Annotated in this window: 12 protein-coding genes; 6 read left to right on the top strand and 6 right to left on the bottom strand. The window is 64.9% G+C overall.

Features of this window, described 5'->3' with window-relative positions:
- Window positions 1-23 precede the first annotated feature (23 nt).
- Window positions 24-155 carry a hypothetical protein gene (locus tag RTA_RS21340; protein WP_264362131.1) on the top strand — a complete coding sequence of 44 codons (132 nt, stop codon included), beginning with the start codon at window positions 24-26 and terminating at the stop codon, window positions 153-155.
- A gap of 195 nt (window positions 156-350) precedes the next feature.
- Here the strand turns inward: RTA_RS21340 and RTA_RS20530 are convergent, their stop codons facing one another.
- From RTA_RS20530 to RTA_RS20525, 3 genes are all read right to left on the bottom strand, one after another.
- A complete protein-coding gene (locus RTA_RS20530; protein ID WP_013899591.1) occupies window positions 351-866 on the bottom strand; it encodes a hypothetical protein in 516 nt (171 codons plus the stop codon).
- Window positions 863-1,276, bottom strand: a complete 414-nt coding sequence (locus tag RTA_RS01450) for a hypothetical protein (protein ID WP_041674949.1) — start codon at window positions 1,274-1,276, stop codon at window positions 863-865. The genes RTA_RS20530 and RTA_RS01450 overlap by 4 nt, the downstream gene beginning before the upstream one ends.
- Before the next feature lie 310 nt (window positions 1,277-1,586).
- Window positions 1,587-2,810 carry a hypothetical protein gene (locus RTA_RS20525; protein WP_013899590.1) on the bottom strand — a complete coding sequence of 408 codons (1,224 nt, stop codon included), beginning with the start codon at window positions 2,808-2,810 and terminating at the stop codon, window positions 1,587-1,589.
- A gap of 227 nt (window positions 2,811-3,037) precedes the next feature.
- Between RTA_RS20525 and RTA_RS20520 the strand changes: the two genes are divergently transcribed.
- The 5 genes from RTA_RS20520 (at window position 3,038) to RTA_RS01420 (ending at window position 10,092) form a co-directional block, all read left to right on the top strand.
- Complete coding sequence (locus RTA_RS20520) at window positions 3,038-4,084, top strand: AbiJ-NTD4 domain-containing protein (RefSeq protein ID WP_041674948.1); 1,047 nt, start codon at window positions 3,038-3,040, stop codon at window positions 4,082-4,084.
- A 1,325-nt stretch (window positions 4,085-5,409) separates the two neighbouring features.
- The gene (locus tag RTA_RS19580) at window positions 5,410-6,513 is read left to right on the top strand and encodes an acyltransferase family protein (protein ID WP_013899588.1); all 1,104 of its coding nucleotides are present in this window, start codon (window positions 5,410-5,412) and stop codon (window positions 6,511-6,513) included.
- Between the two features lie 19 nt (window positions 6,514-6,532).
- Window positions 6,533-8,284: a hypothetical protein gene (locus RTA_RS01430; RefSeq protein WP_013899587.1), complete on the top strand. Its 1,752-nt coding sequence runs from the start codon at window positions 6,533-6,535 to the stop codon at window positions 8,282-8,284.
- Between the two features lie 9 nt (window positions 8,285-8,293).
- Window positions 8,294-9,193: an alpha/beta fold hydrolase gene (locus RTA_RS01425; protein ID WP_041674947.1), complete on the top strand. Its 900-nt coding sequence runs from the start codon at window positions 8,294-8,296 to the stop codon at window positions 9,191-9,193.
- Complete coding sequence (locus RTA_RS01420; RefSeq protein WP_013899585.1) at window positions 9,172-10,092, top strand: DUF2279 domain-containing protein; 921 nt, start codon at window positions 9,172-9,174, stop codon at window positions 10,090-10,092. The genes RTA_RS01425 and RTA_RS01420 overlap by 22 nt, the downstream gene beginning before the upstream one ends.
- 16 nt (window positions 10,093-10,108) lie before the next feature.
- Here RTA_RS01420 and RTA_RS01415 read toward each other — a convergent pair whose 3' ends face one another.
- The 3 genes from RTA_RS01415 to RTA_RS01405 are packed head-to-tail and all read right to left on the bottom strand — an operon-like array spanning window position 10,109 to window position 12,541.
- Complete coding sequence (locus RTA_RS01415) at window positions 10,109-10,885, bottom strand: YecA/YgfB family protein (RefSeq protein WP_013899584.1); 777 nt, start codon at window positions 10,883-10,885, stop codon at window positions 10,109-10,111.
- On the bottom strand, window positions 10,882-11,304 hold the full coding sequence (locus RTA_RS01410) for a putative toxin-antitoxin system toxin component, PIN family (RefSeq protein ID WP_013899583.1): 423 nt from the start codon (window positions 11,302-11,304) through the stop codon (window positions 10,882-10,884). The genes RTA_RS01415 and RTA_RS01410 overlap by 4 nt, the downstream gene beginning before the upstream one ends.
- Window positions 11,285-12,541, bottom strand: a complete 1,257-nt coding sequence (locus tag RTA_RS01405; protein ID WP_013899582.1) for a THUMP domain-containing class I SAM-dependent RNA methyltransferase — start codon at window positions 12,539-12,541, stop codon at window positions 11,285-11,287. Before RTA_RS01405 ends, RTA_RS01410 begins: the two co-directional genes overlap by 20 nt.
- Between the last annotated feature and the right edge of the window lie 2 nt (window positions 12,542-12,543).

The following is a 12,543-nucleotide window of genomic DNA, read 5'->3' as shown; positions in this document are numbered from 1 at the left end:
GCGGGCGCTGCTGGGCGCTGGCCGTGCGACGGCGCAGTAACAAGGCGAGCTGCGCCCTGGCCAACAAGCTCGCGCGCATCTGCTTTGCCACGCTGCGCCACCAGCAGCCCTTCCACCCGGGGCGCGCGTACAAGCGTGCGGACACCGCGCACTGACGACACGACTGCTTCTCTCGCTTGCCAAGATTGATCGCCCCTCATGGACAACAGGGACAACCCCAAGGAAGTGCTGACGCCGATACAGGTCCAGCTCATTGCAAGCCGCTAGGACGTTTGGCGCTGGTTCCTACCACGCGGAGCCCATGATGGCACGGGCTCATGCAGCCCACTAACGATGCTGGATATGACCTGTTAGGGCTGATCGCGCTTAGTAGATGCTTCTTCCAAGGGGATGCCAATCTCAGAAAGAATAGGAACAATCAGCTCCGCGGCTTGACGCAATCTGACGTCTTCAACGTTCTCAGCTCCGTGCGCTACAAGGTTTCGAGCCACCCGTAGCCGACTAAGACGTTCGATAGTCTCTTCACTGATCTCTGGAATGTCGCGTGCAATCTGAAGCACGTTCTGAGACGCGTCGAACTTGCTATCACGAGACAAGCGGGCGCGCTGAAGAATGGCTCTTGTGACTAAACCCCAGCCGTCGAGTACAGCCAATCTGGGCGAGATATCCATCAGCGAACTCACTCGGCGTTCCAAGCTGGTTAGATCCTTCGCAACTGGAACATTAATCGCCCGCCCCTTGATCTCATATTTCAGATCGCCATCTTCCAGCCTCCTCTTGGCAAGCCGCACCTTCACAATGCTTGCGAACACGGCGGCAAGCGCTCCTACCACAGCAGAGAGCAAAGCGGCCGCGACTTCGATCATGCCGCCTCCTTCAACTCCGCCACCACGACGGACACCATGTAGCAGCTCAAACCGATGAAAACCGGTCGGTCAAAATAAAAGATAGTTACTGCATCATTTCGCTCGGCAAGGATAAGTGTCCATACCCACGCCGCGATAAAGATCAACAGTAAGAGCAGAGAGAGAGCAGCGAGGCGTTCGTCCGTGGAGGAGCGAACTGTTGCCTTCAATTTGATGAGTTCCTGCTGAAATTCAGGCGACAACGCCGCCGATCTCGATTTCAGGGCAAGTGCCGGCACTAAGAGACCGACTGCCGCGGTCGCGAGCGTCGGACCTACAAATCCGGCCGTGTCCGTTTTCAGCGCAAAGCGGAGCCCGTACTCAATCGCGATGAGTATAAAAGGGATGAGATAGGCAAGCAGCCGGTACACGTAGCGACTTCAATGTGGCCCGATTCCGGCAGCATACATCCGCCTCGGGCAGCGCGCACGCAGCTCTCCTCTGCCTCCAATGAATGCTGACGAAGGTCTAACGAATGAAGGAACTCCCCCGTCCCGAGCTGGCACCACGATAGATGCGCTGGATGCGTGCGCCGACGTACATGCGGTCGATCAGAGTCGTTCATGTAGCCGTAGCCGCCGTGCAGCTGCAGGCACTCGTCGATGTCGCGGCCCTGTGCTCGGTGGTCCACAGCTTCAAACGCTTGGTTACTCCCAAGAGTCGCATCGGGACAGCCAGGCCCTATCGCAGAAAACCGAGCGCCTTTCGTGCCAGCTGCAGCTGCCGGCGTATCTGTCCAGCGTCCGCTGGAGAGTCCAAGAAGCGATTCGCCTCCTCCAGAGATAAGAAGAAGGATGCGTTTCGAAGGTGAAACCAGATTAGCGCTCCGAAGTACAGCTGCAGCTGATAGCACAATATTCGCGCGCGGTCAGAGAGCTCACCTGAATGAACTGAATCATTGCGATACTCCCTGAGGTGCTCAAGCATTTGCCGATGGAAGTCACCCTCCTGGAATAGGAACGCGCACCGCCGCACGAGTCTCTCGTAGTCGGCGAATCCAGGGGTCACCAGTGATTCGAGCGCCGACCACAGGCGGATGAAGGCAGTGTTAGAGTCCCACTCGTCGAAGGCACGGGCATAGCGCACCATTGCAGAGACCAGTTCGTCCTTGTATTTGCTGACTGCAAGCCGACGCAATGCCCACTGCGTGTTCTTTCGGACAATTGCTGGCTTGGAGAAAACTAAAGCGTAGCTCGGTACAAACCCAGGTTCGAACCAGAGACCGTCGCCTGCCGGAGATCCGTCTTGGTGATGCAGGGTGTGGTAACCGCCAAGGCGGACCACATTGATTGGGTCCATTGCAGTCGAGCCAAAGGAAATCTGCATGCGAGGATTCGCCATAAGGCACCACAGCGCGCGCTGCAGGTCGACAGCACGTAGCGCCTTGTTAACAGCAGCTGTCGGCGATTTTGCTTTGAGAGAAATGATTAGGGGGCAGTACGCCGCCGGAGTGTCTCTGATACCCGCCGGATGTTTCTCAATCAGCTGACTGCGAGCGTTGAATTTGCTTGGAAATGCCGTCTTCAGAAACCGGATACTGGCGCCTTGAGACGACACGCTTCCGGGCAAGTGGTCTCTCCGCACAGAGATAGTAGTGAGCAGCCGATACTGTTCTTCGCGTGTGGCCAGCAGCGCAGACAACTCAGAGTTGGTCGCTGCCAAAAAATTGGTCGGGTTCAGTGCCCCACGGACCTGCGTGAGGGCCCGCCATACAAGGTGCGAAGAATCAACTTCAAGAGCGGCTGGCGGCATCTGCAGCATCGAATGGAGGGCGGGAAGACATTCCTCCCAATCGAAGCCACTGAACGAAGCGCCGCCCTCAGGATTCACAGTGCGTGCTGCGTCGATCTTTCTTAGGACGACGCTGGGATCAAAGCGCGAGGAGTGTTTCCACCTAATTGGCATGTCGAGGTTCTATGGCCTATGGCACCGCGGAAGTCTGATATCTGACCGGGTGTCGCTCTGGAGCCCGGACCGTCCGCCGGTGATCGTAGCTTGGGACCGGAGGCCGCAGACTCCAATTACCGATGGGATAACCGCAGGCCCTTGCAGGAGCCGGTTCGGTGGCTAGTGAACGACGTACATAGCCAAGTGGCAGGAGTGTGCCGGGCAGCTCATGCTAACGTTGTGCCATGCTTACGGACATCTTCGCTCATCGCTATGCAGATCGGCCCATCTGGCCGGAAGGAGTACGCGAGTCGGACCGCGTCTTTTTGGTTCAAGGCTATCGAATGATCTCCGAGCAGCTCTTTCCTACTGTCTCGGGAAAGCTGGAAGGCCCTAGCCTTATAGGTTGGGCTGACGTCCAGAGCCGGCTGAGCATGGAGCTTGGGCTAGAAAGTCTGGGACCGCTGGGCTGGAACTTCATCGATAACCAGGGGAAGCACCAGTGGGGCACGTACACCCTCGACTTCGTGTGCAAGACGTGGATCCAGGCACCTAAGAGGCCAGAGCAGCCCGTAGATGCCTACATGAAGGAGCGATTGAGCTTGATTGAGCTCGCATTTCGCAAGCGAGGCGAGCAGGTCGTCTCAGCGAATTCATCCCACGGCACCTATGTGGCGTCTACTAAGAGGACCATAAAGGAGGTAAAGCCTCTGGCAGCCTCATTTCAGATCCTGCTAGCTACCGCCACGGACACGAACATAGCTATGAACAGGCTTTTCGAAGCGACCTGCGAAGAACTGAATGAACGCTTCAAGCGCGCCAAGTTGCCATTGAGCTATCACAACGGCTTCATTCAGATCGTCTCAGATCCCATGACAGAGGAGAAAATTAGCAAGCCCTTCTGGGAGCTAATCGCCAACTCAAAGTGGAAAAACGTCGAGATCGACATGATGGAGGCTATTGATCGCCGGGAAAGCGCCCAGCGCGACCCAGCGTTTTACGCTGCCAAGGCGCTGGAGAGCGTCATCAAGATCATTAGCAAAGACAAGGGTTGGACGCGTGGCAATGAAAGAGGCGCTTCGCAGTTCATCGACAACCTTCAGTCTGTCAAGAGTGGGGCATTCATCACTGACTGGGAGGCCGATTGCCTCCGACTGATTTTCGGCAAAGTGCGGAATGAACTGGGGCATGGACCTGGCGGAGAGCCAATGCCCGAACTTACATTAGAACAAACTGACTGGGTGATCGAGGCTGCAATGTCGTGGACGAAATCTCTCATCGAGCGGATGTGAGATTTCCCCTGCTCTCGTCCTGAGAGCTCGCCCCAGAGCCTGAATTGGTTGGAGAGCCCCAGATAGGCGGAAGCCAGCGCGCAGTCCGCGGCGATGAGCGTGTCCCACTCCTGCTGGAGAGTTTGGTCGTCGTCCATGACGAAATCGTGCCTGCCCGCCCGGAGTCCACGTCTGCTACTTGGGGGAGGCGCCTCTCCGATTGGTGAAGAGGCAAGGGCTCTCAATCCCCTATCAGCGTGGCAGCTTAGTGAATGCCACTATATCTACCTGCTCGTTTAGTACGCGTGACAGTGCTTGCGCTTCTTACATCAGTACGATAGATCGCCCGCGCGCTTCCTCACCAAAGCTCGGCATTGGGCGGCAACTACAATGTTCGCTCTAGCAATCGAGTGGTGCAGAGAGCCTGCGCTTGGTAGACCCGCACCGGGGCGCTGCAGAGTTGGGGTCAATCCCCGCCAGCCGCGCCATCTCCCATGTTCGCCACCGTTCCGCGACGGTGCGCCGAGGCCCTCCGGGTCTACTTTTTTCCGTTATAGAAATAGCCGTTGCGCCTTCGCGCACGTTAGCCGTCGTTCGCGGACAACCGGGCACCGCGAGGGGTTTCGGGGGTTTGGAGCAGCTTCAGGGGTTTCTGAAACCCCTCGCGCGGTCCTGCCGTGTTATTTCATCTTATTCAACTATGAGCAGGCCTTGGGCTCCATTGCGTGCGACTAGAGCTGCGCGTTCGCGTACGTTGGAGCTTGCAGGATCGACGACGCTTTTGCTCTGCTGTGCCAAATAGCGCCGCAAGATTCTGACCGCCGCGGAACACCTGCACCTCAGAGCGGACGAGATCAGCTGACCAAGCGGGGAATTGCGCCAAGCTGCATTCACTGCCGAGGGGTTTGCAGAAGGGTTTCGTTCTCGCCGTCAGCACCAAGACGGTAATCCACGAACAACCGCGGCTGGTTGTTTGCACCCCGCCAGCCGCGCCAGATCCAGCTTCGCCCCGTTCCCCTGGTGCGCCGAGGCTCTGTCGTGCGATCGCAGAAAGAATGTGGGCACCGGTGCTGCTGAGGCCCGCCGACGTGTCGTGGCGGAAGCAATTGTTTACGCCGAGCGCCGCACGCGGGAACTCGCCGATATATTGCGGCTTCCGTTTGCCACCCGGTCCGATGTAGTCCCCCGCCCTTCCAGCAAGCCAAGTAGCGCAGCCACTGCTGTGCCAGCATGGCATTGGGCAGCTGGAATGCGGCGTCACCCTGGTGGATCGGTTCCACCTGCCTCGTTCTCTTTTCCCTGGCCTTTCTGGCGCGGCGCCTTTGCTTTGATGATGGGAGCCCGCAATGCAAGCGAACACCGCCTGGACGAGCCAGGCGTATCAGAAAAACACTGGAACAGCCCAGCATGTCGGCCTGGTCCCGTCCAGGCCTGATCCAGGGCGTAGCGGCTACATCGACAGCTGGCGCTGCTTCGCAGTCATGCTGGTCGTCGCGGCCCACCTCGTCGAAACCCGCACGCCGGGTGAGGTGCCGGACGAGGGCAACTTCTACCACCTAGGACAGGTGGGGGTCTACATCTTCTTCTTCCTCAGCGGCTTCGTGGTGTCGCGCGCCTGCATGCACGAGGTCGCGAAGACCGGTTCATTCTCAACGGCCGGCTTCTATGTCCGCCGCTTCTTCCGGATCGCTCCGCCCCTGCTGCTCTACCTCGTTTGCTGCGCCGGCCTGGCGGCGGCGGGCGTCATCGCCGTTGACCTGGCGGACATCGCTGCCGCATCGCTGTACGTCTGCAACGTGGAATGGGCGCGCTGCAGCTGGTGGGTTGCCCACACCTGGAGCCTTGCCTTCGAGGAGCAGTTCTACCTGCTGTTTCCCTTTCTCTTCGCGTGGCGCCACCTGGGGCGCAGGCCCGGGACGCCGATGCTGCTGCTGGCCCTGGGCTTCGCCTCGCTGCCGGTCCTGTTCCCGACCGGGCCGCACGGCCGCGTCGGCCTTCCCGTTGTCCATGGGTTGTTCCTTCTGGGGTACCTGTCCGCATGCCATGGTGAGAAATGGAAGCGGCTTCGCCTGCCGACGCTCGTGCTCGTGCTGGCGGCGCTGGTCACGTTCGCGCCACCGCTGGTGCTGCTGGGGGACGACCATCGCTTCTACAAGTTGGCGTATCTCGTCTCCGTGCCCCTCATGGTCATGGCGAGCGGGGCTGCGGCATCGAAGCTGCGCGCGCTGTTCGAGTTCCGCTGGGTTCGCTACGTGGGCCTCATCTCTTACTCGATCTATCTGTGGCAGCAGTTGCTCACGGGACTGCTTCCGCCGCAGACACCCCTCGTTCTGTGCCTATTGAGCGTGGCCATGCTCATTGCCGGCTGCGCACTTCTGTACGAAGGCGTCGAGAAGCCACTGATTCGCTTCAGCCGGCGCTTGTCGGCCAGCCTGGCTCGCGCCGCCTGATTGGACAAAGGAGATCCCCATGCCGGACCTGCTGCAGATCCTCGCTGACGCCCTTTACGCCACCGGCGGCCTTTTCACCGTGATGGAGATTGCCCTCGTCGGCATTGCCGCGGCCATGGTGCTGCTTCGCCCCCACCTGGGCGCCCGCCTGTTCGAGGCCATCGAGATCCGCGGCGCGCGCATCGCGCACCGCCGGTGGGTGGCCGTGCTCGTGGTCGGCGCCGCCGCGATCGCCATGCGGGCGCTGGCGCTCGCCTGGGTGGGCATCCCCGACCCGCTGGTGCACGACGAACACAGCATCTGGCTGCAAGGGCAGACCTTTGCCGCCGGTCGCATGGCGAATCCGACGCACCCGCTCTGGGAGCACTTCGAGACGTTCTACGTCAACCACGTCCCGGCGTACGCATCCATGTACTTTCCCGGGCGCGGTGCTCCTCTGGCGCTCGGCTTCGCGATGTTCGGCGATCCATGGATAGGCGTCTGGCTCAGCATGGTCTTGCTGTGCATGGCGACGACCTGGATGCTGCAAGGCTGGGTGTCGCCCGGGCTGGCACTGCTCGGCGGCCTCATCGTGGCGGTGCGCCTGGGTGTCCTGAGCTTCTGGGTGAACTCCTACTACGGCGGGGCCATCATCGCGTTCGGGGCCACCTTGGTCGTTGGCGCCCTGCCGCGCCTGCTGCGCGAGCCGCGCTGGACCCAGGGCCTGGTGATGGGCCTCGGCGCTGCGATTCTCATGGTGAGCCGCCCCTACGAGGGCGCCTTGCTGTGCGCCCCGGTCGGGCTTTTGCTGGCGTGGCGGTTCGCCCGGCCTCGCCTGCCGGCCACCCGCAAGGCGCTCGCGCACGCGTTCGTGCCCGCCATCGCCTGCATCGCGGCGGGCGCGGCCTTGCTGGTCTCCTACAACCTGGCCACCACCCAAAACGCCCTCAAGACACCCTATGGCCTGAACCGCGCGACCTACGCCTCCGCGCCAGCCTTCGTGGTGGCGGATGCAGTGCCCTCCGCCCAGCGCGGGCCGCAGCACTTCCGCGACTACTTCGCCGAGGAAGCCGAACCCTATGAGCGCACCACGTCCGCGCTCCAGGTGGCTCGCGGCATCGTGGGGAAGGTGGGCTACACCTGGAACTTCTACGTCGGCCTGACCTTCCTGGCGGCGTTTCTGGCAGGGCTGTGGTCCAGCCGGCGAGATGGATTCCTGCTAGGAACCTCGGGATTCTTCATGGCAGGGTATGCGCTGGTGACCTGGAACTTTCCGCAGTACACCGCGCCGCTCATGCCCATCCTGATGGTGATCATGATGCGCGGCTTCCAGTGGCTTGCCTCCACTGGGAACCCGCTGGGCCTTGGCGCCGCCCGCATGATGCCCACCGTCGCCGTCGTGCTGTTGATGGCCTCGCTCGGCGTCGCGGGCGCGGCGCCGCAGGTATTCAGCGGTTCGTCTCCGCAGGCGCCTTGCTGCAAGGTCGACCAGCCGAACCTGCGGCAACAGATCAACGCCCGGCTCGCCTCGATCCCCGGGCGGGATCTCGTGCTCGTGCTGAACAGCCCGCACAACCCGTTGACCTTCGAGCTGGTGAACAACGATCCCGACATCGACCAGGCGCCGGTGGTCTGGGCGCATCGGCTTGGCGATGCCAGGGACGAACGGCTGCTGCAGTATTTCTCGGACCGGGTGGTCTGGACCTTCGAATGGGCTCCGGATGCCCAGGCGGGATTCCACATCGCCCTTGTGCGCCAGCAGGAACGCCACGGGCAAGCGGCCCAGAAGTGAACTGAAACGATGAGCTGGTTCGAAGGCTTCGAGCAAGGCCGGGTGCCGGTGGGTGGCGGCCATGAGCTCTTCGCCCGCTGGGGCGGCGTGCGCGGCCAGCCGCCGCTGTTGCTGCTGCACGGCTTCCCGCAGACGCATGCACTGTGGCACCGCGTGGCACAGCAGCTCAAGTCCGACTACTTCCTGGTGATGCCCGACCTGCGCGGCTATGGCGATTCGGCGCGGCCGCCGGGCGGGCCCCGGCACGAGGCCTACAGCAAGCGCGAGATGGCGCGCGACATGGTGGGGCTGATGACGGCCCTGGGCGCGCAGCAGTTCTTCCTGGCCGGTCACGACCGCGGCGGGCGGGTGGCGCACCGCCTGGCGCTGGACCATCCGCAGCGTGTGCGCCGCCTGTGCGTGATCGACATCGCGCCCACGCTGGACATGTACGCGGCCACCGACATGGAGTTCGCCCGCGCCTACTACCACTGGTTCCACCTGATCCAGCCGGCGCCGCTGCCCGAGACCATGATAGGCGCCGACTCCCGGTTCTACCTGCACGCCAAACTGGGCGGATGGGGTGCGGCTGGCACAGGCTACATCGAGCCGCAGGCGCTGGCCGAGTACGAGCGCTGCTTCTGCCGGCCCGAGGCCATCCACACGGCCTGCGAGGACTACCGCGCCAGCGCCGGCATCGACCTGGCGCACGACCGGGAAAGCCGCGAGCGCGGGGACAAGATCGCGTGCGACACGCTGGTGCTGTGGGGCGAGCGCGGGCTGGTGCACCGCAAGTTCAGGCCCCTGGACCTGTGGCAGGCGCAGTGCGCCGGGCGCGTCAGCGGCCAGGCCCTGCCCAGCGGGCACTTCATCCCGGAGGAACTGCCCCGCGAGACGGCAGACGCGCTGTGGTCGTTCTTCCGCGACTGAAGGCAGCCCTGCGTCCGGCTGCAACCCTGGCTGCCCTCGCCATCGCGGCGAGGGCCACCGGCGCGTTCGCACAAGACACGGCCACGGACGCAGGCCGAGCCGCCGAGCCCGCCAGGCCGGCCGCGTCGCGGCCCCTGGACCTGCGGCTGCGCAACGCAGCTGTCATCGGCACCGGCACCGCGCTGTTCGCGGTCTATGGGCAGGCCAAGTGGTGGGACGAGGGCTTCGGCGGCGGCTTCAAGACGACCAACGAGGGCTGGTTCGGCCGCAGCACGGAGTACGGCGGGACCGACAAGCTCGGCCACATGTACACCAACTATGCCAACGTGCGGCTGCTCACGCCGCTGTTCGAGGCCGTGGGCAACAGCCACGCGAGTTCGGTGGCACTGGCCGGCTGGACCACGGCGGGCATCTTCCTCGGCATCGAGGTGCTGGACGGTTTCTCGCGCCGCTACCGCTTCAGCCCGCAGGATGCGGCCATGAACCTGCTGGGTGCGGGACTGGGCGTGGCGCTGGAACTGCAACCCGGGCTGGACGAGAAATTCGACTTCCGGCTGGCCTACCGCCCCTCGCCCCGCTCGGGCTTCGACCCGTTCGGCGACTACTCCGGCCAGCGCTACCTGGTGGTGGCCAAGGCCGACGGGTTCGAGGCGCTGCGCCGCCACCCGGCCACGCGCTACCTGGAGCTGGCGGTCGGCTACCAGGCTCGCGGATTCGAGGCCGGTGGCGAACGCCGGCGCGACCTGTACCTGGGCGTGAGCCTGAACCTCTCGCGCCTGCTGGCCGACGCGGCCTACGGCGGCCGCCTGCAGTCGACGCCGGTGCAGCGCGGCGCGGAGCGCGTGTTCGAGCTGGTGCAGTTGCCGACCGCCGTCTATGGGCGCAGCGGCCTGGACTGAGGCCTTCCTCCCGGCCTCAGCCCGCGCCGTGGCACTTCTTGAACTTCTTGCCGCTGCCGCAGGGACAGGGATCGTTGCGGCCCGGCGCGGCCTCCTTGCGCACCGTCGCCTGCCGCGGCCCCAGGCTCTTCCACAGCTGGCGCAGGTCGTACACCGCCCAGATGGCGGCGCCGAAGTCGTCGAGCCGGCGCTCGCTCACGCTGGGCGGGCCGTCCTCGGCGTACATGGAAACCGACGGTTCGCCCGTGTCGTCCTCCGTGAGGGCGACGATGGCCTCCAGCGCGGCGTCGAGCATCCCGGCCGCCTCGCGGTCGCGCGGCGGCGACCACTCGTCGGGCCAGTTCTCCACGGCGTACAGGAAGCCCAGCGCCCAGACCTGGGCAAAGGAAGGCACCGGTCCTTCCTGCCCGGCTTGCGTGCGCTCCTCCTCCGGCAGGGCCAGCAGCGCGCCGCGCGTGTCCAGCACCTCGGGCTGGTAGGTGCGCTCGTCGTCCAGCGTCTCCACGGGGGCTTGAAGCGCGTCGGCCACCTCGCGCCAGCGCCGGTGCCAACGCCAGACGAACTCCATGTGCTGCATGGGCTGGAAGCCCTCGCCCAGCAGCACCGGCCAGTACTCGGCCGCCTCGACCGGCCGGCGCATGCACACCAGCGCGGCCAGGAAGCCCTCGCAGAACTCCCACTGCGGGATCTCGTCGTCCTGCTCGCGCATCGCGTCGAGCGCGGCGTCCTGGGCATCGAAGTCGTCGGGGCCCAGCGGGGTGTCGTGGTTCTCGGGGGTGACGTTGGCGTTCATGCGAGGGCTTGCGGAGGCAGGGCGGGCTGCGCGGTGACCGAGCGCGCGGCCAGCCGCTTGCGCATGGACAGCACGGCCTTGTCCTTGCTCAGCAGCCAGCCGCCCCAGGCCACGGCCAGGTCGATGAATTTCTGATCATCGGCGTCGCGGCAGGTGAGGGGCGCCTTGGCCGGGATGTCCACGATCCGGGCATGGCGGTCGAAGCGGTCCAGCACGTCGCCGGGCTGCAGCCCGTGGAATACCAGGCGCCGCGCGATCTGCGGATAGGCCAGCACGCGCTCGAGCTCGTCGCGCATGGCGCAGGTGGCCAGCCACTGCAGCCGGCCTTCGCGCAGCGCGGGCAGCAAGGGCCGGGCCGCCTCGTCCGCGAAGACGAACAGGTCCAGCACGATGTTGGTGTCAAGGACGAGGCTGCGCATCCTGGGTGCGCGCCGAGCCCGCCACCATGTCGAAGCGGAACAGCCGGCATTCGATGGGGCCGTTCCACATCGGCACGCGGCGCGACTCCTTCAGGCGCATGCGCGAGGGCAGCTTCAGGTCGGGCGTGAGCACCCAGGCGGTCCAGCCGGGGTAGTGCCTCTTCCAGTGCGTGGCCAGCTGGGCGAAGAAGTCGCCGGCCGCGGCGTCGCTTTGCGCGCGCTCGCGGCCTCCGCTCGTGCGGCCGGCCACCCCCGCAGTCTCGATGCGCTCGCCGTACGGCGGGTTGACCAGCATCACGCCGGGCTGCCCGCTGGGCGGCAGGCGCTGCAGCGCGTCGCCGCCGCGGAACTGCACGGCGCTGCCCACGCCGGCGCGCTGCGCGTTGCGGTTGGCGAAGTCGACCATGCGGAAGGCGACATCGCTGCCGAAGACGGCGGCCGCGGGCGGCCGGACCGCGGCCTGGGCCTCGCGCTGGAGGTCGGCCCAGGCAGGCGCCTGGTGCGGCAGCAGCTTTTCGAAAGCGAAGCGGCGCAGCGAGCCCGGTGCGATGCCGCAGGCCAGCTGGGCCGCCTCGATGGCGATGGTGCCGCTGCCGCAGCAGGGGTCGTACAGCGGCGCGGCGGCGGCTTTGCCCGCGGCCGCTTCACGCGCCTGCGAGCCCCAGCCGCTGGCCTCGATCATGGCCGCGGCCAGGGTTTCCTTCAGCGGCGCCTCGCCCTTGTCCTCGCGCCAGCCGCGCTTGAACAGCGGCTCGCCCGAGGTGTCGATGTACAGCGTGCAGTGGGTGCCGGTCAGGTGCGCGTACAGGCGCACGTCGGGCCGCTGCGTGTCCACGTCGGGGCGGGTCCCGGCCCGGTGGCGGAAGCGGTCGGCCACCGCGTCCTTGATCCTGAGCGCGGCGAAGTTCAGGCTCTTGAGCGGGCTGTGCTGCGCCGTCACCTCGACCTTGAAGCTGTGCCGCGGGGTGAACCAGGCCTCCCAGGCCACCGCCGAGGCGGCCTGGTACAGGTCGGCCTCCTGGCGGTAGGGCGTGTGCGACAGCTGCACCAGCACCCGCTGCGCCAGCCGGCTGTGCAGGTTCAGGCGCAGCGCCTCGCGCCAGGGTGCGCGCACCACCACGCCGGCGCGGCCGACCAGCAGGTCGTCGCCGGCCAGGCTCGTGAGGCGGTGCACCTCGTCGGCCAGGAGGTCCTCCACGCCCGCGGCGCAGGGCAGGAACAGCTGCAGGTCGCTCATGG

This window comes from Ramlibacter tataouinensis TTB310 (assembly GCF_000215705.1).
Classification (GTDB): domain Bacteria; phylum Pseudomonadota; class Gammaproteobacteria; order Burkholderiales; family Burkholderiaceae_C; genus Ramlibacter; species Ramlibacter tataouinensis.
Note: the sequence above shows the minus strand (reverse complement) of the source record. Positions and strands in the feature narration are given on the sequence as shown.

Bases quoted from the DNA above. Each gene is read 5' to 3' on its own strand.
- RTA_RS20530 (WP_013899591.1), bottom strand. From the start codon at position 866: ATGATCGAAGTCGCGGCCGCTTTGCTCTCTGCTGTGGTAGGAGCGCTT.
- RTA_RS20525 (WP_013899590.1), bottom strand. From the start codon at position 2,810: ATGCCAATTAGGTGGAAACACTCCTCGCGCTTTGATCCCAGCGTCGTC.
- RTA_RS20520 (WP_041674948.1), top strand. From the start codon at position 3,038: ATGCTTACGGACATCTTCGCTCATCGCTATGCAGATCGGCCCATCTGG.
- RTA_RS19580 (WP_013899588.1), top strand. From the start codon at position 5,410: ATGCAAGCGAACACCGCCTGGACGAGCCAGGCGTATCAGAAAAACACT.
- RTA_RS01430 (WP_013899587.1), top strand. From the start codon at position 6,533: ATGCCGGACCTGCTGCAGATCCTCGCTGACGCCCTTTACGCCACCGGC.
- RTA_RS01425 (WP_041674947.1), top strand. From the start codon at position 8,294: ATGAGCTGGTTCGAAGGCTTCGAGCAAGGCCGGGTGCCGGTGGGTGGC.
- RTA_RS01415 (WP_013899584.1), bottom strand. From the start codon at position 10,885: ATGAACGCCAACGTCACCCCCGAGAACCACGACACCCCGCTGGGCCCC.
- RTA_RS01410 (WP_013899583.1), bottom strand. From the start codon at position 11,304: ATGCGCAGCCTCGTCCTTGACACCAACATCGTGCTGGACCTGTTCGTC.
- RTA_RS01405 (WP_013899582.1), bottom strand. From the start codon at position 12,541: ATGAGCGACCTGCAGCTGTTCCTGCCCTGCGCCGCGGGCGTGGAGGAC.